Consider the following 23,297-nt stretch of genomic DNA (forward strand, 5'->3'; position numbering starts at 1 on the left):
GCGAATCAGGGAGCCTCGTCAACCGCAACGCGGTTGCGGTGAATGACCGCTTCAAGCACATGGCGGCCGTCGGGTTCGGGCCGCACCGGACTCATCAGCAAGGTCCAGGGCTGCGCGCGGCCCGGGCCGAACAGATTGAAGGTGTCCTGGGGCAGCACCACACCATGCGGCAGGGCCACCGCCAGGGAATAGCACTCGTAGTCCTGGCTCATCGCCGTGCCATCGGTCACGCCCAGCAGGCTGACGTGCAAGCCCTGATCGTGGGCGATCTGCAGTACGAACCCTTCGGGATCGGCTTCGAGCAGTTCCTGGCGGCTGGGAATGGTGTCGTCGACGGCTTGGCTCATGAGACTTTCCTTGTGTCGGTGCGCGCGTCGCGGCGCAATTTCAGGTACACCCCCGAATCGCCGCAGACATGGAAGCCCAGCCGGCCATAAAGCCGCTGTGCCGGGTTGTAGGATTCAACGAAAAGTTCGACTTTCAGGCCCTGCTCATCTGCCCGTCGCAATTGCGCTTCTATCAGCGCGGAGCCAATGCCCCTGCCCTGGAATTCGGGAAGCAGGGTTATATCGATCAGATTGAGAGTGGTTGGCCCCCAGAACATATAAAGCCGGCCGATCGGCTGGCCCTGGAGTTCGATGATCAATAATTCCCCATCGGCATAATGGGCCTGATAGTAAGCATGCTGAGCATTGAACTGCTGTTTGAGAAAGGCGGCGATCTGCTGCGCCGGCCAGCCGCTACGGGACATCTCTTCGGCGCGTGAGCCGGCGTACAGACGCTCGATAAACGCCATATCGTCCGGATGCATGACACGCAGGGTCACAGCAGGCATCGACATCTATGCAAACATCCCTGTTGAAATAACTTTGCGAGCTAACTTTTATTGTGACGGGTGTCACGCTTACTTGCATGGCGAATTGACAGCAGATTACCGCAACTGCCTTACAATCGCACTAATTAAAATCCACTTTCTCTTACACCGATCGCTGCCATACGTCGCCACGCGGCGCTAAGCAGCGACTCGCTCTTTCCATCCAGCACCACAATGCCGCGAAGCGGGTGCGATAGTTGTATCGGCGCACTGTCTTCGAGCACGAACTGGGTGCCGTAGTGCGCTTGCAGAGGCTGCGCCCTCTTCTCTTCGTCGCGGCGTATCGCGATGGGCCCCTGATGATCGGAGATCAGCGCTTCCTGGTCGATGGAGGCGACGCCGTTGGCGTCCACCGATTCCAGCGACACCGGCAGGGAATCGCGCAGTACGTCATCGGCGACGAAGTGCCCGGGGGTGCCCGGTGCCACCCGCCACAGGTCGGCTTCGGCCAGGTAACCGCGCAGGCGCAAGCCACCTTCGGCGACCTGGGCCAGCGGCATCTCGCTGCTGATCCAGCGGCCAGGCGCCAGGTTGTCCGCCAGGTCGCGCACCGTGCCGGCATGGGGCGCGCGCAGTACCAGGCGCTCGCGCTGGGCGGCCAGGCCGCGGTATTCGGCAACGGCCTCGGCCAGGCGTTGTTCGAGAATGCCACTGTCGGCGGCGGTTTCACTGCGCCCCGACTGACGCCGCAGTTGCAGCTGGAGAATCTCGATTTCACGTCGGCCGATGCCCATGCGCGCTTCAAGGTCGGGCGACTCCAGGGTCATCAACACCTGGTTGGCCTCGACCGGCTGGCCATCCTTGACCAGCACCTCGCGAATCCGCGCCGCTGCCGGCGCATGCAAGGCACTGAAACGGGACGCTTCGAGCATGGCCGGCACTTCCACGCCGCTGCGCCAAGGCACCACCAACACGGCCAGCAACAGGGCCAGGCCCGCTCCAAGCAACACCACCTTGCGCGGTTTGGCCTTGTCCCGGTGCTGCCACCAGTGCTGCCATTCGCGCCAGATCGGCAGACCGATGAACCACACCAGTTCGACCATCATCAGGAAGATGCCAAGCACCTTGAAGAACAGGTGATAAACCGCCAGGGCGATACCGAAGAACAGCGCCGCCCGCCAGATCCATGAGGCGTAGCTCCAGCACAGCAGGCGCCGGCGCAGCGCCGGTGACCAGCGCTCGGGCATAGGTTCACCATAACCGAAAAGCTTCTCCCGCAGGTGCCAGCGGCCCAGGGCGAAACCACGCCCTTGCAGGTTATCCACGCCCCACAGGTCGCTGAGCAGGAAGTAGCCGTCGAAACGCATCAACGGGTTGACGTTGATCGCCAGGGTGGTGATCCAGGTGGCGCTGGCCAGCATGAAGGCTGCGGTGCGCCCGGCCCCGTCGGGCAGCAGCGACCAGGCCAGCAGGGCGATACAGGCCAGGATCAGCTCGGCCAGCACGCCCCCGGCGCCGATCAGCAGGCGGGTGCGCCGATCCTGCACGCGCCAGGCGTCGCTGACATCGGTGTAGAGCATCGGCAACAGGACCATGAACGCCACGCCCATGCTCGGCACCCGGCAGCCAGCGCGCTTGGCCATGTAGGCATGGCCGAATTCATGGCACAGCTTGGCAAAGCCCAGGGCGATGGCGAATGCCGCCATGCCGCCCAGGCTGAGCAGGTGCGGGAAGGTCGAAAGGAAGCGCTCCCAGTCACGCATTACCAGGAACAGGCCGAGCAGCAATACGCTGGGCAGACCGTAGCGCAACAGGTTGCCGCCGTGGCGCTCGAGCCAGGGCCAGGTGCGATTGAGAAAAGCGTCAGGGCGCCACAGCGGAATACGGAAAAACAGGTATTTATGCAGGATCTGGGTCCAGATGCCCTGGCGCTGGGCAGCGGCCTTGGGTGCGTAGCTCGCGCGTTGCTCGGCATCGGCGGCGCTGACCAGGTCATGACCACGCAGAAAGCGCAGCAGCTCTTCCACCGCCACGGCGGTCAGGGGCGCGCCCGGCTCGGCATTGGCCGCATTCAGCACCTGCTGCGGGTCACCGAGCGCCCAATGGCGCAGCAAGCGCATGGCCGGCGCGCCCAGCTTGAAATAGCGACCGCGCAAAGGGTCGGCCAGGGTCCATTGCGGCGCACCGTCGAGCCCCGGGGCCCCTGGCGAAAGCTGCAGGTCCGGGCGCAGCGCCGGCAACATCACAGGCCCACCGCCTGGCGCAGGGCCGCCAGCGGCCGGCGCAGCAGGTACAGGGCCAGCGGCGCCCGGTCACCGAAGACCTTGGCGGTCCCGCGCAGGCCGATACGTGGCGGCGCCTCCTCGAAGCTCGCATCGAGGCGATAGGCGAGCTGCCCGGCCGGGGTGTTCTGGGCCTGGTAGGCGACACGTTCGAGCACGGCGTTGTGCCGGTTCAGTGGATCGCTGTCGAGAAACAGCGCGACCTCGGCGCCCTTCTCCAGGCCGATGGCATCGGCCACCGGCAACTCGATACGCAACTCGGCCTGGGCCGGATCGGCGATTTCCATCAGGCGCTCGCCGGTGCGCATGGGCTTGCCGATATAACGCTGGGCATCGGCGAATACCGCGATGCCATCGCGTTCGGCACGTACCTCGGTACGCGCCAGCAGGTTGCGGGCGTAATCACGCTCGGCACGCTTCTGCTCGACCCGGGCAGCGAGCAGATCAAGACGGGCACTGGAGTCGGCATCGGAAAAGGCACGCTGGGTGTTGGCCTTGAGTTCCGCCTCGGCCACGCCCAGGGTGCGTTCGGCCACATCGGCCTGTGCCCTGAGCGTGGTGGCATCGAAGCGCACCAGCACCTCGCCGGCCTTGACCGCCTGGTTCGGCTTGATGGTGAACTCGGCGACCACGCCATCCAGCGGAGCGGCCACCACCTGGCCGTTGCGCGGTGCCACCTCGGCCGGAGCCAGTACCGACTGGCGCACCGGCAGCAACAGCACGAGCAACAGCGCCGCCGCCAACGCCCAGCGCGTGCGCGCCGGCCAGCGCAGACGCCATGGCTTGCCCGGCTGCAAGGCGCGCCAGGCATGGCTGTAGCAGTCGCCAAGTTGCGCCAGCAAGGCCTGCTCGGCATCGTTCCAGGGCATGTCCCGAGCGAGCCAGAGCCCACCGAACACGTCGCCCTGCCGGTCTTTCAACGGCAACCAAAACGCATGGGGCGCCGACAGCGCCTGCCAATCGTCCCGGCAGGCCTGGTCCAGGCTTTCAGGAGGCACCACGCCTGGCAGCGCGAAGCGTTCGCTGGCCGCAAGGCCCCTGGCGGCGCGCTCGATGAACACTACGAAGGGGGCGTTCGGCTCCACCGAACTGACCCCGGTCAGGGCGCGAACCTTGCCAGCGATCAGCAACGCGCCATGGCGATAGCCGAACAGCGCCTGGCTGTCATTGACCATGCTGAACGCCAGTTCCTCGACCGAAGGCGCAGACCGGGCCTGGCGCTCCAGCTTCAGGTAATGGGCCAGCAGCTGCTCTAGCGCACCCGGGACGGAAGCGTTCATTTGCGCTCCGCAAAGTGCGCAGTGCCGCTCATGCCGGACAGCAGGTCGGGAGTGCTGGCCGGGACACTGGCAATCAGCAGCAGGGTCTGGCTGCCTTCGTCGATGCGCGCGCCAAGACGCTTGATCACGGCATCGAAGGGCTGGCCGGTTTCATCGGGAACGAAGCTGAAGGTCTGCTCGGGCTTGAGCTTGCCCAGCCAGCTCGATGGCACCAGCAGATGGATTTCCAGGGAGCGGTTGTCGACGATTTCCAGCAATGCCGCACCGCTGGCCACGCTTTCATGGGCCTGGACCCGGCGTTGCACGACCTGACCATCGTAAGGCGCCTTGACCTGGCAACGCTGCACCTGCACCTGGTAGACCTGGGCTTCGGCCTGGGCCTGGGCCTGGCGGGCCTCGGCCAGGGACACTTCGAACTTGCCGACCGAGTTCAGCGCCGCCAGTTGCTGCTTATTGCGCAGTTCTTCGCGGGTTGCGCGCACAGCGGCGGCCGAAGCGTTGGCCTGGGCCTGGTAGGCGCTGCAATCGAAGCGCACCAGCACGTCACCCTTCTTGAACGACTGGCCTTCACTGAAGGGGATTTCCGTGACCCGGCCGGACAGCTCGCTGGCCAGTACCGCCTGGGATCGGGCACGCAGCACGCCCCGCACTTCGGCTCCACCGCCGGAGGTCGCACCGTCGAGCAAGGGATCGCTTTCGGTCGCGGCTTGTGCCATTCCCGTCATCAGCGCCAACGCCGCCCACCACACCGCCTGCTTCATCTCGCTACGTCCCTGTCAAAGGTCTGGATCATTCAAATGGAGTATCGGCTGCAGTTCACGGAACGTGAACGCCGTCGGTCAGTACCGGACTGATTGCCTGCCGACCCGGAACGAGAAACGCGTCACAGAACGGCTACAAAAAAGTGGCCGGATGCTATCAATGTTTTCTTCGCGCCGGAAGCTCCGGGACCACGGCGCCTCAAGGGCGTCGCCGCAACAGATAGGTGTCCATGATCCAGCCCTTGCGCGCCCGTGCCTGCTCACGGGCCGCGAGGATCTGCGCCTTGACCTCGGACAGCCGCCCGCTGATCAGGATTTCATCGGCCGTACCGACATACGCACCCCAGTAAATATGCAGTTCGGGATCATCGATTCCGGCAAAGGCACATTGGCCGTCGAGCATCACTATCAGGTTGTCGATGCGCGGCACCTGCGCCAGGCGCCGCCCAGGAAGGATCTGCAGCGCTTCACCGACCCGGTTGAGCGGTATGCGATGACGCGCAGCCAGTGCCTGCACGCTACTGATCCCGGGGATCACCTCGATGCTGAAGGACTGCTCGCCGATCAATTCGAGAACGCGCAAGGTGCTGTCGTAAAGCCCCGGTTCGCCCCAGAGCAGAAATGCCCCGCACTCGCCCTCGCCCAGTTCCTCGGCGATCAGCCGGCCATAGAGGGCGGCACGCTGTCGGTGCCAGTCGTGCACCGCGCCGAGGTAATCACTGGCCTCGCCATCGCGTTGCGGGTCGTCCACCTGAACCACGCGGCAGGGTTGGCTGACCCATTGCGCCAGCAGCTCCTTGCGCAAGCGCATGCGATCGTCATTGGCCTGGTGCTTGTCGAGGACGAAGAACACGTCGGCGCGCTTTAGCGCATCGACGGCTTCAAGGGTGATTTGCCGCGGATTGCCCGGGCCGATGCCAATCAACAACAGCACTTTCATGGACGGGCTCCCCGGGCCGGAAGTCGCACTGCAAGTTAATGGTTAAACACCATGGCGAACGGAACATATGCAACTTTCAAAGTTCCAACACCAAGAATGTAAAAGTGTACTGTTAGTCCACACCCCGTTGGCTACACTGTCAACATGCTGTTATTGCAGCCAGCCCCGCGGGCCGCTATCTATTGCACCTCCATAGCCCGCCCGCCTTTGATAAAGGAGTGTTTCCGTGTCCAGACTTGCAGAGTTTCGCGCTGCCGAAAAAGCCCTCCAGGAACAGCTTGCACAGTTGGAGGCCATGAAAAAGGACGCCGGCCTGAAACGCGAGATCGAATTCGAACAGAAACTTCTCACCTTGATGAAACACTACGACAAGGGTCTGCGCGATATCATTGCCCTGCTCGATCCGGCAGCGGCCGGCAAATCCGTTGCACGCCCTGTAAAGACCCGCCGCGCGCGGGTGGTGAAGGTGTATGAAAACCCACATACCGGTGAACTGATCGAGACCAAGGGTGGCAACCACCGCGGCCTGAAGGCCTGGAAAGAACAGTACGGGGCGAGCGAAGTCGACGGCTGGTTGCGCAAATGATTTTTGCTTCACATATTTTTCACAAGCTCAGGATCAGGATGAAGGCTGCTAAAGGATTAGCGCCCCATGCGCCCGCTCCGGCGGGCTTCTAATTCGGACGCCCCGTGGCCACCACCACGGGGCGTTGTTGTTTGCGCAATGGATTCAGTTCCGTATCATGGCCGTCTGTCTTTCCGCTGGCGCCCCGGGCGCCGGCCTTCTGATGCGGAGTGCCCATGAGCCTGCAAGATCTCGACAACCTCCCCGGCGTCACCGCGCAACCCGATGCCGCCACCCACAATTTCGTCTTCAACCACACCATGCTGCGGGTCAAGGACGTCGCCAAATCCCTGGACTTCTATACCCGCGTGCTGGGCTTCAGCCTGGTGGAGAAGCGCGACTTCCCGGAAGCCGAGTTCAGCCTGTACTTCCTGGCCCTGGTCGACAAGGCGCAGATCCCGGCCGACGCGGCCAAGCGCACCGAGTGGATGAAATCGATCCCCGGCATTCTCGAACTGACCCACAACCACGGTACCGAGAACGACGCGGACTTCGCCTACCACAACGGCAACACCGACCCGCGCGGTTTCGGTCACATCTGCGTGTCCGTGCCGGATATCCGTGCCGCCTGCGAACGGTTCGAGCAACTGGGCGTGACCTTCCAGAAGCGCCTGAGCGATGGCCGCATGAAACACCTGGCGTTCATCAAGGACCCGGATGATTACTGGGTCGAAATCATCCAGCCGACCGAATTCTGATTCGGCTCCGGAAATGAAAAATGCCGCGGATAGTCCGCGGCATTTTTATTTATACCCTTCCCTTCTGGGCCAGCTCCCACAGGGTTCAGCAGTGTTCTTGAGTGATTACTGTGCCCGCCAGGCCGCCACCAGGGACTCCTTGCGCCCACGAGTCGCCAGGCAGTAGTACAGCGGCACCGTAACAACCAACCCCACCAGCCACGACAGGTCCGCTCCCTCGACCAGGTTGGCGTACGGCCCGACATACAGCGACGTGTTGGCAAACGGCAGTTGCACCATGATCCCGCAGGCATAGGCGATGATCGCGTGCAGGTTGAAGCGCCCGTAGATCCCGCCATCCGCCGCGAAGATCGACTTGATGTCATAGTGGCCGCGCTTGACCAGGTAGAAGTCGATGATGTTGATCGACGCCCAGGGTACCAGCACCAGCAGCAGCGCCAGGATCAGGCCGATGAAATGGCCGATGAAGTCCGCCGTGGCGCCCAGTGCGGTCAGGCAGCAGCCCAGCAGGATCACGCCGGCCAGCAGCACGCGCACCTTGATGCTCGGCGTCCAGTTGGCGGCGAAGGTCTGGATCGAGGTGACGATCGACAGCACCGCACCATACAGGTTGAGCGCGTTGTGGCTGATGATGTTGAGCAGGAACAGCACCATCAGGATCGGGCCGAGCCAGCCGGTAGCCTGTTTTACCGCATCCATCGCCTCTGTACCTTCAGGCACCAGCAGCACGGCAATGGCGCCGAAGCTGAAACACAGGATGGTACCCAGGGTCGCGCCGAAATAGGTGGCCCAGAAGGGTTTGCCGATCCCCACTTCACGCGGCAGGTAACGCGAGTAGTCCGAGGTATAGGGCGAGAAGCTGATCTGCCAGATCACGCCCAGGGACACCGTGGCGATCCAGCCGGACAGGTTGAAGCCGCCGCGGCTGAAGAAGTCCGCCGGCAGGTCCTGGGCGAACATCATGATGAAGCCAGCCAGCAGCGCCGTACCCATTACCCAGGTGCCGATGCGGTTCAGGGTGTGGATGAAGCGGTAGCCAATCACGCCGATGGCCGTGGCGCTGAGGGCACCGATGATGATCGACACCGGCATCGGTACGCTCGGGGCGATGCCATGGATGGACTTGCCCGCCAGGACGATGTTGGAAATGAAGAAGCCGACGTAGATCAACGCGGTGAAGAACACGATCAGCAGCGCGCCATAGCGGCCGAACTGCCCGCGGCTCTGCACCATCTGCGGAATGCCCAGCTGCGGTCCTTGCGCCGAGGCCAGGGCGATGACGATACCGCCGAGCATATGGCCGAGGACAATGGCCACCAGCCCCCACAGCAGGTCGAGGTGGAACACCTGGACCACCATGGCCCCGGTGACGATGGGCAACGGCGCGATATTGGTGCTGAACCACAGCGTGAACAGATCACGCGCCTTCCCATGGCGCTCTGCTGGCGGTACGTAATCGACCGTATGGTTTTCGATCAACTGGTGTTGCGAAGACGACTGGGACATGGGCAAAAGCTCGAAAGGTTCCGTTTTTATCTTTGTAGGAAACCACTTGCGGCACGCTGCAAGCGGCGTCGAAGCTGAAGACCATATTATGGTATTCCAAGCTTTTGACAACACTGATTCGTCCTTTTGCCGACCAACTGATCTGCTTTTGGTCGCCTCGCTTTCTCCCCTCCATAGGCGCGAGCCCGCGTATTCATTGGGCATTGACCTGAATCAACGCGTTCGTCAGGGCCGGAAAAATCCTCTTGCAAATTAGGTATTACGGTATACCATCAGACACATCAACGATAAAAATGCGGGCACACCGCTGCATCACGAGGATCACGCCATGATCGACGCAACCGTCTACAAGAACGTCCTGGGCTCCTTCCCGTCCGGCGTTACCGTCATCACCACCCTGGACGACGACGGCCAGATCGTCGGCCTCACCGCCAGCGCCTTCAGCTCGCTGTCCATGGACCCGCCGCTGGTGCTGTTCTGCCCCAACTACAGTTCCGACTCCTACCCGGTGCTGATGCGCAGCAAGAAATTCGCCATCCACCTGCTCTCCGGCCAGCAACAGGCCGAAGCCTATGCCTTTGCCAAAAAAGGCAAGGACAAGGCCCAAGGCATCGAGTGGACCCTGAGCGCACTGGGCAACCCCCTGCTGGCCAACGCCACGGCGATCATCGAATGCGAACTGTGGCGCGAATATGAAGGTGGCGACCACGCCATCATGGTCGGCGCGGTAAAAAACCTGATCGTCCCGGCCGAAGCGCCAAGCCCGCTGGTCTACTGCCGCGGCAAGATGGCCAGCCTGCCAGCCTTCGCCTGAGCCCCTATTCTTCTGAATGCGCCCGCCTGATCCGATGGGCGCCCGATAACAAGCGCCGAGGAAACGCCTCATGAAATTTTCGTTGTTCGTGCACATGGAACGCTGGGATGAACAGGTCAGCCACCGGCAACTGTTCGAAGACCTGACCGAGCTGACCCTGATGGCCGAGAAAGGCGGGTTCAGCACCGTGTGGATCGGCGAACACCATGCAATGGAATACACGATCTCGCCCAGCCCGATGCCGCTGCTGGCCTACCTGGCTGCACGCACCGAGACCATCCACCTCGGCGCCGGCACCATCATCGCGCCGTTCTGGCACCCGATCCGCGTCGCCGGCGAATGCGCACTGCTCGACGTGATCAGCAATGGCCGGATGGAAGTCGGCCTGGCCCGCGGCGCATACCAGTTCGAATTCGACCGCATGGCCAATGGCATGCCGGCCTCCGAAGGCGGCGCTGCGCTGCGCGAAATGGTCCCGGCGGTACGTGCGCTTTGGCAGGGCGACTATGCCCATGACGGCGACATCTGGAAATTCCCGACCTCCACCTCCGTGCCCAAGCCGGTACAGAAACCCATGCCGCCGATGTGGATCGCCGCCCGCGACCCGGACTCGCACAACTTCGCGGTGAAGAACGGCTGCAACGTGATGGTCACCCCGTTGATGAAGGGCGACGAGGAAGTGGTCGACCTGAAGAACAAGTTCGAAGCGGCCCTGGCCAACAACCCGGATGTGCCACGCCCGCAACTGATGGTCCTGCGCCACACTCACGTGCATGCCGAAGACGACCCGCAAGGCTGGAAGATCGGCGCCCAGGCGATCAACCGCTTCTACCGCACCTTCGACGCCTGGTTCGGCAACAAGCAGACCCCGGAGAACGGTTTCCTCGCGCCGAGCCCTGAGTCCAAGTTCGCCGGGCGTCCGGAGTTCGAACTGGAAAGCCTGCACAAGACCGCGATGATCGGTACCCCGCAGCAGGTGATCGAGCGCATCCGCTACTACCAGGAACTGGGCGTCGACGAGTTCAGCTTCTGGTGCGACAACAGCCTGCCGCATGAAGAAAAGCGCAAGTCGCTGGAGCTGTTCATCAAGGAAGTCGTACCGGCGTTTCGCTGAGTCATGACGTTCGTCAACTGAACAAACCTCACTAGAAGCCTTGACGCCTCATCTGTGGGAGCGGGTTTACCCGCGATTGCGATGGTGAATTCACCGACGCTATCGCGGGTGAACCCGCTCCCACACGGTCACCACAACCCCCACTGCGCATCCCCCTGCAACCACTTATCCCCTCCCCCGCAGAAATTTCCTGCCACCCTCTTGCACATCAAATATTATGGTATACCATCAGACAACAAGACCTGAACACACTCCACAGGAGCCCCGCCCCATGAGTTTCGAAATCCGCAAGATCGTCACCTACTCCGAAGAAACCCGCATCGAAGGCGGCAAGGCCACCGACAAGCCGGTGACCATGGTCGGCCTGGCCGTGGTGATCAAGAACCCATGGGCCGGGCGTGGCTTCGTCGAAGACCTCAAGCCGGAAATCCGCGCCAACTGCTCCGACCTCGGTGCTCTGATGGTCGAGCGCCTGACCGCCGCCATCGGCGGTGCCGACAGGATCGAGGCCTACGGTAAAGCCGCAGTGGTCGGCGCCGACGGCGAGATCGAGCACGCGTCGGCGGTGATCCACACCCTGCGCTTCGGCAACCATTACCGCGAAGCGGTCCAGGCCAAGAGCTACCTGAGCTTCACCAACAAGCGCGGCGGCCCGGGTACCTCGATCCAGATCCCGATGATGCAGAAGGACGACGAAGGCCTGCGCTCGCACTACATCACCCTGGAAATGCAGATCGAAGACGCCCCGCGTGCCGACGAGATCGTCGTGGTCCTCGGCGCTTCCGACGGTGGCCGCCTGCACCCGCGCATCGGCAACCGCTACATCGACCTGGAAGAACTGGCCGCTGAAAAAAACCAATAACAATACCGTCCACCGGGCCGGCGCGTGGGCCGCACCACGCCCGACCCTGAAGGAGCGCCCCACCATGATTCAGCCTGTCGCTGAACGTACACCTGCCGGCACCAGCTACCTGGCTACCGGCCAGGGTCAACCCGTGGTACTGATCCACGGCGTGGGCCTGAACAAAGAAATGTGGGGCGGACAGTTCGTCGGCCTCGCCAACGACTACCGTGTCATCGCCTACGACATGCTCGGTCACGGCCAGAGCCCGCGCCCCCAGCCGGGTACCGACCTGCAGGGGTATGCCGAACAACTGGCGGAACTGCTCGATCATCTGCAGATCGCCCAGGCCACGGTAATCGGCTTTTCCATGGGCGGCCTGGTCGCCCGCGCCTTCGCCCTGCACTTCCCGCAACGCCTGGCGGCGCTGGTGGTGCTCAACAGCGTCTTCAACCGCAGCCCCGAGCAGAGCGCCGGGGTTATCGCCCGTGCCGCCCAGGCGGCCGAACACGGCCCCGATGCCAATGCCGAAGCGGCCCTGGCGCGCTGGTTCAGCCGCGAGTACCAGGCCGCCAACCCGGCCCAGGTCGCAGCCATCCGCCAGACCCTGGCCAGCAACGACCCGCAAGGCTACCTGACCACCTACGAGCTGTTCGCCACCCAGGACATGTACCGCGCCGACGACCTGGGCAGCATCCAGGTGCCGACCCTGATCGCCACCGGCGAGCACGACCTCGGCTCGACCCCGAGCATGACCCGGGAACTGGCTGCGCGCATTCCCGGCGCGCAAAGCGTGGTCCTGGCCGAGCAGCGGCATATGATGGCGGTGGAGTCGCCGCGCCTGGTCAACCAGATGCTGCTGGACTTCCTCGGGCACGCCCGCACTCTCTCCGATTCAGCCAAGGGGATCGTTGCATGACTCTCACCCATTTCCAGATGTGCATCGACGGCCAGTGGCTCGATGCCCAAAGCGGCCAGACCTTCGACAGCCTCGACCCGGCCACCGCGCAAGCCTGGGCAACCTTGCCCGACGCCGCCGAAGCCGATGTCGAACTGGCCGTGCAGGCCGCGCAGAAGGCCTTCGACAGCAAGGCCTGGCGTGGCCTCACTGCCACCGCCCGGGGCAAGCTGCTGCGCCGCCTCGGCGACCTGATCGCCGAGAACAAGGAGCGCCTGGCCCAACTGGAAAGCCGCGATAACGGCAAGCTGATCCGCGAAACCCGCGGCCAGGTCGGCTACCTGCCGGAGTTTTTCCATTACACCGCGGGCCTTGCCGACAAGCTCGAAGGCGGCACCCTGCCCCTCGACAAGCCGGACCTGTTCGCCTACACGGTGCATGAACCGATCGGCGTGGTCGCTGCGATCATTCCGTGGAACAGCCCGCTGTACCTGACCGCGATCAAGCTGGCCCCGGCACTGGCCGCCGGCAACACCATCGTGATCAAGCCGTCCGAGCACGCCTCGGCAACCATCCTCGAACTGGCCCGCCTGGCCCTCGAGGCCGGCTTCCCGGCCGGTGTGGTCAACGTGGTCACCGGCTACGGCCCGAGCACCGGCGCGGCGCTGACCCGCCACCCGCTGGTGCGCAAGATCGCCTTCACCGGCGGCGCCGCCACGGCGCGCCACGTGGTACGCAGCAGTGCCGAGAACTTCGCCAAGCTGTCGCTGGAACTGGGCGGCAAGTCGCCGAACATCATCTTCGCCGACGCCGACCTCGACAGCGCCATCAACGGCGCCGTGGCCGGCATCTATGCCGCCTCCGGGCAGAGCTGCGTGGCCGGTTCGCGCCTGCTGGTGCAGGACGACATCTTCGACGCGTTCGTCGAGCGCCTGATCGAACGCGCCAGGCGCATCCGCATCGGCAACCCGCAGGACGAAAGCAGCGAGATGGGCCCGATGGCCACCGCCCAGCAACTGGCAGTGGTCGAGGGCCTGGTCGCCGCTGCCACGGCCGAGGGCGCGCGCCTGCGCATGGGCGGCAAGCGCGCCGAGGTCGAGGGTGACGGCTGGTTCTACGAGCCGACCCTGTTCGAGTGCGACAGCAATTCGATGAAGATCATGCAGGAAGAGGTGTTCGGTCCGGTCGCGGCGGTGATCCGCTTCAAGACCGAGGAAGAGGCCCTGGCGATCGCCAACGACTCGCAGTTCGGCCTCGCCGCCGGCATCTGGACCCGCGATCTGGGCCGTGCCCACCGCCTGGCCCGGGACGTGCGCTCGGGGATCATCTGGGTCAACACCTACCGCGCGGTGTCTGCCATGGCGCCAATCGGTGGTTTCAAGAACAGTGGCTATGGCCGCGAAAGCGGCATCGACTCGGTGCTGGCCTACACGGAACTGAAAACGGTCTGGATCAACCTCTCGACCGCGCCCATGCCCGACCCCTTCGTGATGCGCTGAGAGGTGAACTGAAATGATCGAACCCGGCATCTACAAAGACGTGATGGGCTCCTTTCCGTCCGGCGTGACCGTCGTCACCACGCTGGATGCCGAAGGTGGCATCGTCGGCATCACCGCCAGCGCCTTCAGCGCGCTGTCGATCGAACCGGCGCTGGTGCTGTTCTGCCCCAACTATGCCTCCGACACCTACCCGATCCTGCGTGACAGCAAGCGCTTTGCCATTCACCTGCTGGCCGCCGGCCAGACCGCCGAAGCCTACGCCTTCGCCGGCAAGGGCAAGGACAAGGCCAAAGGCATCGAATGGAGCCTCAGCGCCCTGGGCAACCCGGTGCTGGCCAACGCCACGGCGGTGATCGAATGCGAACTCTGGCGCGAATACGATGGCGGTGACCACGCGATCATCGTCGGCGAAGTGAAGAACCTGATCCTTCCCGAGCAGCCAGTGACGCCGATGATCTACCACAAGGGCAAGCTGGGCGCCCTGCCGAACCTGGGCTAGTCCTGAGGACTTCATCGCGGGTGAACCCGCTCCCACATTGACCGCGTAACCCTGTGGGAGCGGGTTCACCCGCGATAGGGCCCGAACGGTCAACCAAGCTTTCAGGGGTGTCGCCTGGCAACCACTCACCTTCGGTTTGCGGCACCCCGTTTTTCTTCAGCATGCAGGAGCCCGAGATGAGCAACGAGAAGTACGAAAAAGGCCTCGCCATCCGCACCCAGGTGTTGGGCGAGGCGTACGTCAACCGGTCCATCCAGAACGCCGACGACTTCACCAGGCCCCTGCAGGAACTGGTTACCGAGTACTGCTGGGGCCATGTCTGGGGCCGTGACGGTTTGTCGCTGAAAGAACGCAGCATGATAAACTTGGCAATGATTTCCGCGTTGAACCGGCCCCACGAGCTCAAGCTGCACATCCGCGGCGCCTTGCGCAACGGACTGAGTCGTGAACAAATACGCGAGATTCTGCTCCAGGTCGGTATCTATTGCGGTGTACCCGCGGCGGTGGACAGCTTCCGCCTGGCCCGCGAAGCCTTCGCCGAGGCCGACTCGGAGTCAACCAGTTAAACACTGGCTGTTCTGGACCCACCGCAGGACGCACCCGATCGGCGAGTGCGTCGATGTCGCTGGCGCAACAGCCAATTGCAGAGCGCAGACAATGAAACGCCAGCCACTCGACGACAGCTTCAAGGTCAACCGCAATCCCGTTACCCTGCGCGAAATCGTGCTCGACAAGCTGCGCAGCGCGATCATGAACTTCCACCTGCTGCCCGGCGACCGCCTGGTCGAACGCGACCTGTGCGACCGCCTCGGCGTCAGCCGCACCTCCGTGCGCGAAGCCCTGCGCCACCTGGAATCCGAAGGCCTGGTGGAATTCGCCGATGCCAAGGGCCCGCGCGTCGCCATCATCACCCTCGAGGACGCCCGCGACATCTATGAGCTGCGTTGCGTGCTCGAAGGCCTGATCGTCCAGCTGTTCACCCTCAACGCCAAGGCCAAGGACATCCGTGCCCTGGAAAAGGCCCTGGAGGAGAACCGCAACGCCCTCACCAACGGCGAGCTGCAACAGGTGCTGGAATCGGTGCAGGGCTTCTACGACGTGCTGCTGGAAGGTTCCGGCAACCATGTCGCCGCCACCCAACTGCGCCAGTTGCAGGCGCGCATCAGTTACCTGCGCGCCACTTCCGTATCCCAGGAAAACCGCCGCGGCGCGAGCAACCGGGAAATGGAGAAGATCGTCGAGGCGATCAAGAGCGGCGACCCGCTGGCCGCGCACCAGGCCTCGGTGGATCACGTCCGCGCTGCCGCCAAGGTGGCCCTCGACTACCTGCGCTCGAAGCAGGAAGACGCCGGCAAGATGCGCGAGATCACCACGCCGATCGCCCTCAAAGAACCCCGCATAGGCCGCTGATCATGCCTGCCGTCCCGCGTTTCTGCCCGCAATGCTCGGCCGCGCTGCAACAGGGACGACCGGACGGCGATACCCACGAACGCCTGATGTGCGGTGCCTGCGGCTATATCCACTACATCAATCCGAAGATCATCGCCGGCTGCATCATCGAGCGCGACGGCAAATACTTGCTGTGCCAGCGCGGCATCCCGCCGCGCCCCGGTACCTGGACCTTGCCGGCGGGCTTCATGGAAGCCGGGGAAACCACCGAGCAGGCGGCGCTGCGCGAGGTCTGGGAAGAAACCGGGGTGCGCGGCGACATCGTCTCACCCTACTCGATCTTCAGCGTGCCGAGGATCAGCGAGGTGTACATCATCTTCCGTGCCGTGGCCGTGGAGATCACTGGCCAATGGGGTCCGGAAACCATGGACTGCCGCTTCTTCGCGCCGGATGAAATTCCTTGGGATGCCATCTACTACCCGGCGATCCGGCAGATCCTCGAACGCTATATCGAGGAACGCCAGGCCGGGGTCTATGGCATCTACATGGGCAATGACGACAGCGGCAAGGTGCACTTCATGCGCTGAGGCGCTCGCGCATGAATTCGATCAGCGCCTGTACCGGACGCGCGCTTTGCCGGTGTTGCGGATAGACCGCCGAGAGCTGCAACGGCTCGGTGACGAAATCCTCGAGTACCGGCACCAGTTGCCCCGTCGCCAACGCCTCGCCGACGATGAAGGTCGGCAGATAGGTAATCCCCATGCCCTTCACGGCCGCATCGCGCAGCAGCTCGCCGTTGTTCGCACGCATGCGCCCGCACACGGTGACCGTGCGCAACTTGCCCTGTTCCAGGAAACGCCATTGCACCTGGCGACCATGTCCATAAGGCAGGCACTCATGGTTGACCAGATCGTCCGGGCGTGACGGCGTGCCCTTGCGTTCCAGGTATTCGGGGCTTGCGCAATAGACCCGGTCGATGGCCGCCAGGCGCCGGGCAATCAGGGTCGAGTCCTCCAGCACGCCGATACGCAGGGCCAGGTCGTAGCCCTCGCCGAGCAGGTCCACCGAACGGTCGCTCAGGTCCACCTCGACGCTGACCTGCGGGTAGCGCTGGAGAAACTCCGGCAGCAGGCAGCCGAGATGCGCCACGGCGAACGACAGCGGTGCACTCACGCGCACCGTGCCGCGGGGCTCGCTGGTCTGCCCGGCGATGCCCTGCTCCACCTGCTCGACCTCGTTGAGCAGGCGCAGGGATGACTCGTAGTAGCTCTGGCCCAGGGGCGTCGGATCGAGGCGCCGGGTCGAGCGGTTGAGCAGGCGCACGCCAAGGCGCTCCTCCAGGGCCATCAGGCGCCGGCTGACGAACTGCTTGGACAGGCCCAGCTTGTCGGCCGCAGCGGTGAAGCTGCCGGACTCCATGACCTGGGCAAAGATTCGCATATCTTCGAAGGGGTTCATTGTCTCTTTCCGGTGGACAGTAAAACGCTTTATAGCGGCTTTTTCACTTACTCGCATCTCAATAATCTGGGCACACCTTACAGCGCAGCCGAAACCCAACCCGCGGCGCTGATGGCATCTAACCTTGCTGCCCATACCTAACGCGAAGAAAAGGAATCCCAACATGAAACTGGTCACCAAAACCCTCGGCGCCACCCTCCTCGCCCTCTCCATCGGCAACGCGTTCGCCGCCGGCAGCCCGGGCGTCGAACGGCAGACCCAGGCCTTCCTCGAAGCCCTGGAGAAAGGCGGCGGCAAACCGCTGGAACAACTGGCACCGAAAGACGCCCGTGCGGTACTGACCGGTGCCCAGGCTTCGGTCCAGGTGGATCTCTCCGGGATCGAGGTCAGCGAGAAGACCATCAGCGTCGGCCAGGACAAGGTCACCCTGAAGATCGTCCGCCCGGCCAAGGTTGCTGGCGAGCTGCCGGTGTTCATGTTCTTCCACGGTGGCGGCTGGGTGCTGGGTGACTTCCCTACCCACCAGCGCCTGATCCGCGACCTGGTGGTCGGTTCCGGCGCGGTGGCGGTGTATGTCGACTACACGCCGTCGCCGGAAGCCCACTACCCGACCGCGATCAACCAGGCCTATGCCGCCACCCGCTGGGTAGCCGAGCATGGCAAGGAAATCGGTGTCGACAGCAGCCGCCTGGCGGTGGCCGGCAACAGCGTCGGCGGCAACATGGCCGCGGTGGTCGCGCTGATGGCCAAGGAACAGAAGGCTCCGGCACTGCGCTTCCAGTTGCTGCTGTGGCCGGTGACCGATGCCAGCTTCGAGACGGCTTCGTACAAGCAGTTCGCCGAAGGCCACTTCCTCACCACCGGGATGATGAAATGGTTCTGGGACAACTACACCACCGACCAGGCCCAGCGCGCCGGCATCCACGCCTCGCCGCTGCGCGCCAGCGCCGAACAGCTCAAGGGCCTGCCGCCGGCGCTGGTGCAGACCGCCGAATTCGACGTGCTGCGTGACGAAGGCGAGGCCTATGCCCGCAAGCTGGATGCGGCCGGGGTGGATGTCACGGCGGTGCGTTACAACGGCATGATCCACGACTACGGCCTGCTCAACCCGCTGGCCAAGGTGCCGGAAGTGCAGGCGGCGATGCGCCAGGCGGCGCTGGAGCTGAAAACGCATCTGCAGTGATGCCCCGGGGGCTGCCTTGCAGCCCCCTTTTTTATTGCGGCGTAATCCAGAAAATCTCCTGTCCCGGCACCCGGATCTCTACCCGTCCATCCTTGCGCACCCGCAGCACCGAACGCTTGTACAGGGCCTGCTGGTCCTTGAAGTACTTGCCCGAAGACCAATAGGCCGCGCCATCGACGTCATACGCGACGAGATTGCCGTCCGGCTGCAACATCAAGCGCGCCGGTGGTCGCCCATGGCGCTCGGCGGCGATCCATACCGTCTTGTTATCGGAACCCCTGACCAGCATCACCGAGCCGTTGGAGCGGTACAGCAAGGTATAGGCTCCGCCTTCCGACATCACGAAACCATTGGGCACCAGATGCTCGCCCACCAGCATCCGGTCACGCCCGGCGAATACCTGGTAGTACGGTTCGATGAAGAACTGCTGCTCGGTTTCATAGGGGTGATCGACACGCTTGCCATCCAGGCGCACCTCGCTCATCGATCGGTTCGGCCCGCTGCGGGAAACCAGCCGAACGTCGTTGTTGGCGTCGCCCGTGTAACTTTTGAACTGCAGATTGAACACCTCATGCGCAGCGTTCCAACTGATCTTCCAGCCGTCCTTGACGGCCTTGTAGTCGGTGACCCCCATCACCCCGGCCGCGCCACCGATCTGCAGAATATTCCCGGACACCGCGTGCTTGATGCGGAAAAGCTGGTCGACCTGCGGGTTGAAGACCAAGGCCCCGATGGGCTCCAGACGCCACTCCTGGACCTCGACGCAGGGGTGCACGCCACCGTCGCTGCCGAAGCGCAGGCCGTTGTCGCCCAGACCCGAGCGCCAGCTCACCGACACGGCGCCGCGCATGCCCTCGCGCTCCCGTGCCAGTTGCTCGACCAAGGCCAGCACCTCGTCGGGCAGCCAGTGCGTCATTTCCCTTTCCTGGCGGCCCAGCAATACCTCGAAGTCGTCGAGGTCGTTCTGGATACGGAACTGCTGGCAGGCGTCGGCCTGGACCAGATGCAACAGCAGGAACGCCTTGACCTGAGCAAGGAAGAAACGCGCATAGCAGTATTTGCTGAGGTAGAAGAACGAAACGAAGTCGCGCTGGTTCAGGTCCTCCTGGAACGGCCGGAGGAAGTACTGGGCGTAGGACGTGCTGAGCATGCGTTGCAGGGTCAGCAGGCTCGCTCCCAGTTCCTCGCCGACGCGGCTGGCCAGTCCGTTCAGGCGGCCTTGGCTGACGAAGCGGTCGGCCGCGCCCTGCGGGCTGCCGGCGGACTGTTCGCGGATGCCCTGAATGAGCTTTTCCAGCGCCTGGTCGTAATCGTGGTAGAGGGATTCGATCAGCGTGAGCGCCGGGGCGATCTGGTACTTGTCCAGGTTCAAGCGATAAGCCGCGACCTTGCGCTCGAGCAAGGCGATGCTCGAGCGTACCTGTTGCAACGGCTGTAGGCATTGCTCCAGCCGTGCGTAGACCTCCTCGCCACCGGTGAGCCCATGATCCTCGTGCAGAACGTCCCAGATACCGACGACCGCGCCAGGAATCATCGCCAGGCAGGTGTCATCGATCAGCCCGCGGGCGGAAATGGATAGGCCGAACTTAAGCGGTGAATCGAACATCAAGGCGTTTCTCCCTGGAGTGAGCATTCGATTGTAGGGAGATGGGATGACAGGGGAAATAGCGTTTTGCCATCAATGTATTCGAGGAGCAGCGCACCGCGACCCTGTGGGAGTCCGCGCAAAGAACAGTTCCAAAGCACGACGCGTATCCTGTGGGAGCGAGCGGCGTTCCGATGAACCCGCTCCCACAAGGTCCCTGCAAGTCAAAAAGTTATGTTTTGTTCCATGAGAGCGGGTACGCGTCGCCGCCGTGCATTACTTCTGCGCAGTGGTCAACGCGGCATAGCTGTTCATCAGGTTGCGATAGTTGGGAATCCGTTGCGACAGCAGGTTACCCAGGCCTTCGATGTCGTTGCGCCAGTCGCGGTGCAGCTCGCACGCCACCGAGAACCAGTTCATCAGTTGCGCACCCGCCGCGCTCATCCGCGCCCAGGCCGCCTGCTGCACGGTCTCGTTGAAGGTGCCGGACGCATCGGTCACCACGAACACCTCATAACCTTCGGCGATGGCCGACAGGGTCGGGAAGGCTACGCACACGTCGGTCACCACGCCGGCGATGATCAGCTGCTTGCGCCCGGTGGCCTTGATCGCCTTGACGAAGTCCTCGTTGTCCCACGCGTTGATCTGCCCCGGACGGGCGATGTACGGCGCATCCGGGAACAGTTCCTTCAGTTCCGGTACCAGCGGGCCGTTAGGGCCCTGCTCGAAGCTGGTGGTGAGGATGGTCGGCAGGCCGAAGAATTTGGCCAGGTCGCCCAGGGCCAGCACGTTGTTCTTGAATTCGTTCGGCGAAAAGTCCTGTACCAGCGAGATCAGCCCGGTCTGGTGATCCACCAGCAACACCACCGCGTCATCCTTGTTCAGGCGTTTGTAGTCGTTGCTCATTTTCATGACTCCTCTGACGGTAAGAGAGGCGCAGGCCCCTGCCTGCGCCGGGGTGGAACTCAGAAAGCGAAGCAGGAACAGCCGAACGCGCCCCAGAAGCCCTGGAAGTCGCTGACCGGCACATTGGACAGGCGCGCCCGTTCATGGGTATGCGCATGCACCGCGCACGGCCCGCTGCACTGGTGCACCTGGGCCTGCAACGGCGAGGCCGGGCGCCAGTGCCCCGGGACCTTGACCACCGGCGACCAGTCCGGCAGCACCGGGATGTCCTTCGGCCCCTGCCCGTCGAACTCGCCCGCGCCATAGACCACCTTGCCGCCGACCACGGTCAGCAGCGACTCGATCCACTTGATCGCCTCTTCCTCGACGCTGAAGAAGTCGGCGCTGAGCACTGCCACGTCGGCCAGTTGGCCGACCTTGATCTGGCCCTTCTTGCCCTGCTCGGAAGAGAACCAGGCGCTGCCATGGGTAAACAGCTCCAGCGCGGTGGAACGCGGCAGGCCTTCCTGGTGCAGGGCCAGGCCGCCGACCGTACGGCCGCTGACCATCCAGTACAGCGAGGTCCACGGGTTGTAGCTGGACACCCGGGTCGCGTCGGTCCCGGCCCCCACCGGCACGCCTTCGGCCAGCATGCGCTTGATCGGCGGCGTGGCTTCGGCGGCCTTGGCGCCGTAGCGATCGACGAAGTACTCGCCCTGGAAGGCCATGCGGTCCTGGATCGCGATACCGCCGCCCAGGGCTCGCACCCGCTCGATGTTGCGCGGAGTGATGGTCTCGGCATGATCGAAGAACCAGGGCAGGCCGTTGAACGGAATGTCGCGGTTTACTTTCTCGAACACGTCGAGCATGCGGCTGATGGACTCGTCATAGGTGGCATGCAGGCGGAACGGCCAGCGCTGCTCGACCAGATGGCGCACCACCGGCTCCAGGTCCTGCTCCATGGACGGCGCCAGGTCCGGGCGTGGTTCGAGGAAGTCCTCGAAGTCGGCAGCGGAGAACACCAGCATCTCGCCGGCACCGTTGTGCCGCAGCATGTCGTCGCCCTGGTGCAGCTTGACGCTGCCGGTCCAGTTCTTGAAGTCGGCCAGCTCTTCCTTGGGCTTCTGGGTGAACAGGTTGTAGGCGATACGCACCGTCAACTGGTCTTCCTTGGCCAGGTGCTCGATCACCTCGTAGTCGTCCGGGTAGTTCTGGAAACCGCCGCCGGCGTCGATGGCGCTGGTCAGGCCGAGGCGGTTGAGCTCGCGCATGAACTGGCGGGTCGAGTTGATCTGGTACTCCAGGGGCAGCTTCGGCCCCTTGGCCAGGGTCGAGTAGAGGATCATCGCGTTCGGCCGGGCCACCAGCATGCCGGTCGGCTCGCCACGGGAATCACGGACGATCTCGCCACCCGGCGGGTTCGGCGTGTCCTTGGTGTAGCCCGCCACGCGCAGCGCAGCACGGTTGAGCAAGGCGCGGTCGTACAGGTGCAGGATGAACACCGGGGTGTCCGGGGCCGCCTGGTTGATTTCCTCCAGGGTGGGCATGCGCTTTTCGGCGAACTGGAATTCATTCCAGCCGCCGACCACCCGTACCCACTGCGGGCTCGGCGTACGCTCGGCCTGGTCCTTGAGCATGCGCAGGGCATCGGCCAGGGACGGCACGCCTTCCCAGCGCAGCTCCAGGTTGTAGTTGAGGCCACCGCGGATCAGGTGCAGGTGCGAGTCATTGAGGCCGGGGATGGCGCAGCGTCCCTTGAGGTCGATGACCCGGGTGGCGCTGCCGCGGGTAGCCATGGCTTCGGCGTCGGTGCCGACGGCGACGAAGCGCCCATCCTTGATCGCCACGGCACTGGCTTCGGGTTTTTCCCGGTCCACGGTATGGAAGCGGCCATTGAACAGAATCAGATCGGCATTCATTGCAGGTCCCTGGTCTGGAGTGAGTGAAGCGAAGGACAACCGCGGCAGCAGGGTCGCTGCGGCGGTCAGGAGGGATCCGGCGGCGAGCAGGCGGCGCCGGGTCGGGTCGTTGCGGTCATCGTGGTCGGTCATGGTGGACGTTCCGATGGGGGTTTTTGCGGAATTCTTGAGGGCGGACGGGGGATACACGAGTTAATCGTTGTTAATTATTCCCCCTGCCCCCGTAGGGCTTTGACAGCGAAGCCTGACAAGCCTAGTCGCCGCGAAAGGCCTGCAAGGCGCAAGCAGGCATTGCCTTGTCGGAAAA

At 63.7% G+C, this 23,297-nt stretch carries 23 protein-coding genes; 12 read left to right on the forward strand and 11 right to left on the reverse strand.

Annotation, left to right across the window (positions count from 1 at the left end):
- Nucleotides 1–5: 5 nt before the first annotated feature.
- The 6 genes from ACPFMA_RS16610 to cobF form a co-directional block, all read right to left on the reverse strand.
- Nucleotides 6–347, reverse strand: coding sequence for a hypothetical protein (locus ACPFMA_RS16610; protein WP_064304115.1), 342 nt, complete (start codon nucleotides 345–347; stop codon nucleotides 6–8).
- Nucleotides 344–841, reverse strand: coding sequence for a GNAT family N-acetyltransferase (locus ACPFMA_RS16615; protein ID WP_064304114.1), 498 nt, complete (start codon nucleotides 839–841; stop codon nucleotides 344–346). The genes ACPFMA_RS16610 and ACPFMA_RS16615 overlap by 4 nt, the downstream gene beginning before the upstream one ends.
- Before the next feature lie 119 nt (nucleotides 842–960).
- The gene (locus tag ACPFMA_RS16620; RefSeq protein WP_420058856.1) at nucleotides 961–3,060 is read right to left on the reverse strand and encodes an HlyD family efflux transporter periplasmic adaptor subunit; all 2,100 of its coding nucleotides are present in this window, start codon (nucleotides 3,058–3,060) and stop codon (nucleotides 961–963) included.
- A complete protein-coding gene (locus ACPFMA_RS16625) occupies nucleotides 3,057–4,376 on the reverse strand; it encodes an efflux RND transporter periplasmic adaptor subunit (RefSeq protein WP_425928251.1) in 1,320 nt (439 codons plus the stop codon). Before ACPFMA_RS16625 ends, ACPFMA_RS16620 begins: the two co-directional genes overlap by 4 nt.
- The gene (locus tag ACPFMA_RS16630; protein ID WP_425928252.1) at nucleotides 4,373–5,137 is read right to left on the reverse strand and encodes an efflux RND transporter periplasmic adaptor subunit; all 765 of its coding nucleotides are present in this window, start codon (nucleotides 5,135–5,137) and stop codon (nucleotides 4,373–4,375) included. Before ACPFMA_RS16630 ends, ACPFMA_RS16625 begins: the two co-directional genes overlap by 4 nt.
- 199 nt (nucleotides 5,138–5,336) lie before the next feature.
- On the reverse strand, nucleotides 5,337–6,077 hold the full coding sequence (gene cobF, locus ACPFMA_RS16635; protein ID WP_425928253.1) for a precorrin-6A synthase (deacetylating): 741 nt from the start codon (nucleotides 6,075–6,077) through the stop codon (nucleotides 5,337–5,339).
- A 226-nt stretch (nucleotides 6,078–6,303) separates the two neighbouring features.
- Here cobF and ACPFMA_RS16640 point away from each other — a divergent pair, with 226 nt between their 5' ends.
- Nucleotides 6,304–6,663 (forward strand): histone-like nucleoid-structuring protein, MvaT/MvaU family, encoded by a 360-nt coding sequence (locus tag ACPFMA_RS16640; RefSeq protein WP_425928254.1) that lies wholly within the window; start codon nucleotides 6,304–6,306, stop codon nucleotides 6,661–6,663.
- 215 nt (nucleotides 6,664–6,878) lie between these two features.
- Complete coding sequence (gloA, locus tag ACPFMA_RS16645) at nucleotides 6,879–7,400, forward strand: lactoylglutathione lyase (protein WP_009402669.1); 522 nt, start codon at nucleotides 6,879–6,881, stop codon at nucleotides 7,398–7,400.
- 105 nt (nucleotides 7,401–7,505) lie between these two features.
- On the opposite strand, the gene ACPFMA_RS16650 is transcribed toward gloA, so the two are convergent.
- Complete coding sequence (locus ACPFMA_RS16650; RefSeq protein ID WP_425928255.1) at nucleotides 7,506–8,906, reverse strand: purine-cytosine permease family protein; 1,401 nt, start codon at nucleotides 8,904–8,906, stop codon at nucleotides 7,506–7,508.
- Between the two features lie 328 nt (nucleotides 8,907–9,234).
- On the opposite strand from ACPFMA_RS16650, the gene ACPFMA_RS16655 reads away from it, so the two are divergent.
- The 9 genes from ACPFMA_RS16655 to ACPFMA_RS16695 all read left to right on the forward strand — a co-directional run bounded on the left by ACPFMA_RS16655 (nucleotide 9,235) and on the right by ACPFMA_RS16695 (nucleotide 16,547).
- Nucleotides 9,235–9,720, forward strand: a complete 486-nt coding sequence (locus tag ACPFMA_RS16655) for a flavin reductase family protein (protein WP_064304108.1) — start codon at nucleotides 9,235–9,237, stop codon at nucleotides 9,718–9,720.
- Between the two features lie 70 nt (nucleotides 9,721–9,790).
- Nucleotides 9,791–10,834: an LLM class flavin-dependent oxidoreductase gene (locus ACPFMA_RS16660; RefSeq protein ID WP_425928256.1), complete on the forward strand. Its 1,044-nt coding sequence runs from the start codon at nucleotides 9,791–9,793 to the stop codon at nucleotides 10,832–10,834.
- A gap of 271 nt (nucleotides 10,835–11,105) precedes the next feature.
- On the forward strand, nucleotides 11,106–11,696 hold the full coding sequence (locus ACPFMA_RS16665; protein WP_420058850.1) for an amino acid synthesis family protein: 591 nt from the start codon (nucleotides 11,106–11,108) through the stop codon (nucleotides 11,694–11,696).
- A 64-nt stretch (nucleotides 11,697–11,760) separates the two neighbouring features.
- Nucleotides 11,761–12,594, forward strand: a complete 834-nt coding sequence (locus ACPFMA_RS16670) for an alpha/beta fold hydrolase (protein ID WP_064304106.1) — start codon at nucleotides 11,761–11,763, stop codon at nucleotides 12,592–12,594.
- Complete coding sequence (locus ACPFMA_RS16675; protein WP_064304105.1) at nucleotides 12,591–14,072, forward strand: aldehyde dehydrogenase; 1,482 nt, start codon at nucleotides 12,591–12,593, stop codon at nucleotides 14,070–14,072. The genes ACPFMA_RS16670 and ACPFMA_RS16675 overlap by 4 nt, the downstream gene beginning before the upstream one ends.
- Before the next feature lie 13 nt (nucleotides 14,073–14,085).
- Nucleotides 14,086–14,571 carry a flavin reductase family protein gene (locus ACPFMA_RS16680; protein ID WP_064304104.1) on the forward strand — a complete coding sequence of 162 codons (486 nt, stop codon included), beginning with the start codon at nucleotides 14,086–14,088 and terminating at the stop codon, nucleotides 14,569–14,571.
- A 176-nt stretch (nucleotides 14,572–14,747) separates the two neighbouring features.
- Nucleotides 14,748–15,137: a carboxymuconolactone decarboxylase family protein gene (locus tag ACPFMA_RS16685; protein ID WP_064304103.1), complete on the forward strand. Its 390-nt coding sequence runs from the start codon at nucleotides 14,748–14,750 to the stop codon at nucleotides 15,135–15,137.
- Nucleotides 15,138–15,228: 91 nt separating this feature from the next.
- Nucleotides 15,229–15,981, forward strand: a complete 753-nt coding sequence (locus ACPFMA_RS16690) for a GntR family transcriptional regulator (protein WP_425928257.1) — start codon at nucleotides 15,229–15,231, stop codon at nucleotides 15,979–15,981.
- Nucleotides 15,982–15,983: 2 nt separating this feature from the next.
- The gene (locus tag ACPFMA_RS16695) at nucleotides 15,984–16,547 is read left to right on the forward strand and encodes an NUDIX hydrolase (RefSeq protein WP_009407877.1); all 564 of its coding nucleotides are present in this window, start codon (nucleotides 15,984–15,986) and stop codon (nucleotides 16,545–16,547) included.
- Here the strand turns inward: ACPFMA_RS16695 and ACPFMA_RS16700 are convergent.
- Nucleotides 16,537–17,418: a LysR family transcriptional regulator gene (locus tag ACPFMA_RS16700; protein ID WP_064304102.1), complete on the reverse strand. Its 882-nt coding sequence runs from the start codon at nucleotides 17,416–17,418 to the stop codon at nucleotides 16,537–16,539. The two genes, ACPFMA_RS16695 and ACPFMA_RS16700, sit on opposite strands and share 11 nt — an antisense overlap.
- 163 nt (nucleotides 17,419–17,581) lie before the next feature.
- On the opposite strand from ACPFMA_RS16700, the gene ACPFMA_RS16705 reads away from it, so the two are divergent.
- The gene (locus tag ACPFMA_RS16705) at nucleotides 17,582–18,601 is read left to right on the forward strand and encodes an alpha/beta hydrolase (RefSeq protein ID WP_064304101.1); all 1,020 of its coding nucleotides are present in this window, start codon (nucleotides 17,582–17,584) and stop codon (nucleotides 18,599–18,601) included.
- A gap of 31 nt (nucleotides 18,602–18,632) precedes the next feature.
- On the opposite strand, the gene ACPFMA_RS16710 is transcribed toward ACPFMA_RS16705, so the two are convergent.
- The 3 genes from ACPFMA_RS16710 to ACPFMA_RS16720 all read right to left on the reverse strand — a co-directional run bounded on the left by ACPFMA_RS16710 (nucleotide 18,633) and on the right by ACPFMA_RS16720 (nucleotide 22,990).
- On the reverse strand, nucleotides 18,633–20,207 hold the full coding sequence (locus tag ACPFMA_RS16710; protein ID WP_425928258.1) for a hypothetical protein: 1,575 nt from the start codon (nucleotides 20,205–20,207) through the stop codon (nucleotides 18,633–18,635).
- Between the two features lie 255 nt (nucleotides 20,208–20,462).
- On the reverse strand, nucleotides 20,463–21,092 hold the full coding sequence (gene ycaC / locus ACPFMA_RS16715) for an isochorismate family cysteine hydrolase YcaC (protein WP_064304099.1): 630 nt from the start codon (nucleotides 21,090–21,092) through the stop codon (nucleotides 20,463–20,465).
- A gap of 59 nt (nucleotides 21,093–21,151) precedes the next feature.
- Nucleotides 21,152–22,990 carry an amidohydrolase gene (locus ACPFMA_RS16720; RefSeq protein WP_064304305.1) on the reverse strand — a complete coding sequence of 613 codons (1,839 nt, stop codon included), beginning with the start codon at nucleotides 22,988–22,990 and terminating at the stop codon, nucleotides 21,152–21,154.
- Nucleotides 22,991–23,297 lie beyond the last annotated feature (307 nt).

This window comes from Pseudomonas sp. NyZ201, from assembly GCF_049860765.1.
Classification (GTDB): domain Bacteria; phylum Pseudomonadota; class Gammaproteobacteria; order Pseudomonadales; family Pseudomonadaceae; genus Aquipseudomonas; species Aquipseudomonas bharatica.

Excerpts from the sequence above, each read along its gene's own strand:
- ycaC (WP_064304099.1), bottom strand. The coding sequence starts at position 21,092 with ATGAGCAACGACTACAAACGCCTGAACAAGGATGACGCGGTGGTGTTG.
- gloA (WP_009402669.1), top strand. The coding sequence starts at position 6,879 with ATGAGCCTGCAAGATCTCGACAACCTCCCCGGCGTCACCGCGCAACCC.
- ACPFMA_RS16680 (WP_064304104.1), top strand. The coding sequence starts at position 14,086 with ATGATCGAACCCGGCATCTACAAAGACGTGATGGGCTCCTTTCCGTCC.
- ACPFMA_RS16700 (WP_064304102.1), bottom strand. The coding sequence starts at position 17,418 with ATGAACCCCTTCGAAGATATGCGAATCTTTGCCCAGGTCATGGAGTCC.
- ACPFMA_RS16610 (WP_064304115.1), bottom strand. The coding sequence starts at position 347 with ATGAGCCAAGCCGTCGACGACACCATTCCCAGCCGCCAGGAACTGCTC.
- ACPFMA_RS16655 (WP_064304108.1), top strand. The coding sequence starts at position 9,235 with ATGATCGACGCAACCGTCTACAAGAACGTCCTGGGCTCCTTCCCGTCC.
- ACPFMA_RS16625 (WP_425928251.1), bottom strand. The coding sequence starts at position 4,376 with ATGAACGCTTCCGTCCCGGGTGCGCTAGAGCAGCTGCTGGCCCATTAC.
- ACPFMA_RS16665 (WP_420058850.1), top strand. The coding sequence starts at position 11,106 with ATGAGTTTCGAAATCCGCAAGATCGTCACCTACTCCGAAGAAACCCGC.
- ACPFMA_RS16710 (WP_425928258.1), bottom strand. The coding sequence starts at position 20,207 with ATGTTCGATTCACCGCTTAAGTTCGGCCTATCCATTTCCGCCCGCGGG.
- ACPFMA_RS16720 (WP_064304305.1), bottom strand. The coding sequence starts at position 22,990 with ATGAATGCCGATCTGATTCTGTTCAATGGCCGCTTCCATACCGTGGAC.
- ACPFMA_RS16705 (WP_064304101.1), top strand. The coding sequence starts at position 17,582 with ATGAAACTGGTCACCAAAACCCTCGGCGCCACCCTCCTCGCCCTCTCC.
- ACPFMA_RS16695 (WP_009407877.1), top strand. The coding sequence starts at position 15,984 with ATGCCTGCCGTCCCGCGTTTCTGCCCGCAATGCTCGGCCGCGCTGCAA.
- ACPFMA_RS16675 (WP_064304105.1), top strand. The coding sequence starts at position 12,591 with ATGACTCTCACCCATTTCCAGATGTGCATCGACGGCCAGTGGCTCGAT.
- ACPFMA_RS16660 (WP_425928256.1), top strand. The coding sequence starts at position 9,791 with ATGAAATTTTCGTTGTTCGTGCACATGGAACGCTGGGATGAACAGGTC.
- ACPFMA_RS16615 (WP_064304114.1), bottom strand. The coding sequence starts at position 841 with ATGTCGATGCCTGCTGTGACCCTGCGTGTCATGCATCCGGACGATATG.
- cobF (WP_425928253.1), bottom strand. The coding sequence starts at position 6,077 with ATGAAAGTGCTGTTGTTGATTGGCATCGGCCCGGGCAATCCGCGGCAA.
- ACPFMA_RS16630 (WP_425928252.1), bottom strand. The coding sequence starts at position 5,137 with ATGAAGCAGGCGGTGTGGTGGGCGGCGTTGGCGCTGATGACGGGAATG.
- ACPFMA_RS16650 (WP_425928255.1), bottom strand. The coding sequence starts at position 8,906 with ATGTCCCAGTCGTCTTCGCAACACCAGTTGATCGAAAACCATACGGTC.
- ACPFMA_RS16685 (WP_064304103.1), top strand. The coding sequence starts at position 14,748 with ATGAGCAACGAGAAGTACGAAAAAGGCCTCGCCATCCGCACCCAGGTG.
- ACPFMA_RS16670 (WP_064304106.1), top strand. The coding sequence starts at position 11,761 with ATGATTCAGCCTGTCGCTGAACGTACACCTGCCGGCACCAGCTACCTG.
- ACPFMA_RS16690 (WP_425928257.1), top strand. The coding sequence starts at position 15,229 with ATGAAACGCCAGCCACTCGACGACAGCTTCAAGGTCAACCGCAATCCC.